The organism is Nostoc sp., assembly GCF_035638895.1.
In the GTDB taxonomy this organism is placed as follows: Bacteria; Cyanobacteriota; Cyanobacteriia; order Cyanobacteriales; family Nostocaceae; genus Nostoc.
The window spans coordinates 1-2,340 of sequence record NZ_DASQZC010000633.1 but is presented as its reverse complement, the minus strand read 5'-3'; the positions used below and the strand labels follow the sequence as shown (position 1 = coordinate 2,340).

Annotated in this window: 1 protein-coding gene; it reads right to left on the bottom strand. The window is 47.1% G+C overall.

From position 1 onward, the window contains the following. Positions 1-572: 572 nt before the first annotated feature. Complete coding sequence (gene kdpA, locus VE944_RS30545) at positions 573-2,318, bottom strand: potassium-transporting ATPase subunit KdpA (protein ID WP_324986434.1); 1,746 nt, start codon at positions 2,316-2,318, stop codon at positions 573-575. Between the last annotated feature and the right edge of the window lie 22 nt (positions 2,319-2,340).

Below are 2,340 nucleotides of genomic sequence, written 5' to 3'. Positions count from 1 at the left end.
GCATATCTGTCTTGGGGGTGTGCTTGCGCGAGTCACGAGTTCCAGATGGAATACGGGGCGAAGGAGAATCAGTAGTAGTGGGCATACATTAAATTTTGGGAATGGGAACTGGGGAATGGGGCATTGGAAGATTAGGTGGATTAATGGAGTTCCGAGGTGGATGAACGGAGTTCCGAGGTGGATGAACGGAGTTCCGAGGTGGATGAACGGAGTTCCGAGGTGGATGAACGGAGTTCTGAGGTGGATGAACGGAGTTCTGAGGTGGATTAATGGAGTTCCAAGGTAGGATGAATGGAGTTCCGAGGTGGATGAACGGAGTTCCAAGGTGGATGAATGGAGTTCCGAGGTGGATGAACGGAGTTCCGAGGTGGATGAACGGAGTTCCGAGGTGGATTAATGGAGTTCTGAGGTGGATTAATGGAGTTCTGAGGTGGATGAACGGAGTTCCGAGGTAGATGAACGAGTCTTTAAGCCAATGGCTTTAATTCTTAACTCCCTCTGCTCCCCCTGCTCCCTCTGCTCGCCCTGCTCCCCCTGCTCCCCCTGCTCTCCTACTCCCTGCTCCCCACTCGCTAGCCAATGCCTTTGGCGATAAAAAAGGCTTCCCCAATGGGCCCCAATGCTAAGACTGGGAAAAATGTAAGTGCGCCCAGGATTAAAATCACGCCTGCGGTAACGCCTATAAATAGTCCGGTATCCGTTCGCAATGTACCAGTGGTGTAAGGAACAGCTTGCTTACGAGACATACTATCTGCTAAAAACAGCAAACCCAGAATTGGAATATAGCGTCCAGCAATTAAACTGAAGCAGGTACTTAAGTTCCACCACAGGGCAGTTGCAGTAGTTTTTGCACCCGTAGCGATTGCCAAAGGAGACGGTTGTGAATCGCCTAAACCTTCAAACCCAGAACCGTTGTTAGCAGCAGCTGAGGCGTATTCGTAGATAACTTGAGCAAAGCCGTGAAAGCCCGGATTACTAATTCCTGAGAGTTGGTCAGCAAATGCTAGGGTGATAGCTGCGGGAATCATAATGGCGATCGGGTGAACCATTAAAAGCAAGAAACTAGCAAGCACGACTTCACGTTTCTCAATCTTGCGTCCTAAAAATTCTGGTGTACGTCCCACCATTAATCCTGTGGCAAATACTGCCAGGATCAAGTAAGTAAACAAGTAAGCGGTTCCTGTACCCTGTCCACCCCAGATAATTTGCAGGAACATATTGGAAAGAGTAATGAAACCGCCGTTGGGCATGAAGGAGTCGTGTAAACTGTTGACAGCACCAGTCATCGTGCCCGTCGTAACTGTTGCGAACAAGGCAGATTGTGCCCAACCAAACCGCACTTCTTTACCCTCAAGGTTCGGTTGCGAACTTCCTAGAAGTGCATTCACAGCCGGGTTGCCGTTATATTCCCCAATGGCATTGATAACGACAAATACGATGAAAAGCACGCTAACCATGCCATATACTAACCAGGCTTGCTTGGTGTTATTAGCAAATAAACCATAGGCGTAAATCAGGGACGTGGGGATTGAAATCATCGCCACAATTTGAATCAAATTAGAAAACCCGTTGGGATTTTCAAAGGGATGTGCTGAGTTGATGGCGAAAAAGCCGCCGCCGTTTTCCCCTAATTGCTTGATAATTTCAAAATGGGCAACAGGGCCACGAGCGATCGCTTGACTAATATTCGGATTTTCCAAGGTAGGGAATACAACAGCACCCCCCAGAGTTTCTGGAACGCCAGCTGCCATCAAGACAACGCCGCCCACAATACAAATAGGCAACAAAATTCGGGTAATCGAGCGAATTAAATCTACATAAAAGTTGCCTAACGATCTACCAGTCAATCCCCGAATAAAAGCAATACCTACCGCCAAACCAGTCGCAGCAGAGGTGAACATGTGATAACCAAGCCCCCATATTTGGCTGCCATAGCTCATGTAGGTTTCACCAGAATAGTGCTGCTGGTTGGTATTAGTAATAAAAGAAATGGTAGTATGCAGGGCTGTATCCCAAGTTGGGGCATTTATCCCCATAGGATTGAGGGGCAACCATCCCTGATTCATGATGATAAAGAAAATCAGCAACCCCATTGCTACGTTGCTGTATAGGATTGCCCGGCCATACTGCCAGCCCGTCATATTCTCTTTATTTTTAACACCAACCAAGGCATAAAGCACTCGCTCAAACGCATTTAAAATTGGGTCGAGAAAAGTACTTTCCTCAAGGTAGACACGCGCCATATAGCGCCCAAAAAAAGGAGTTATTGCTACTACAATTAGTAACGTTAGTACAATTTGAATCCATCCTTCTAACATTGGATTAATCAAACTCCGATAT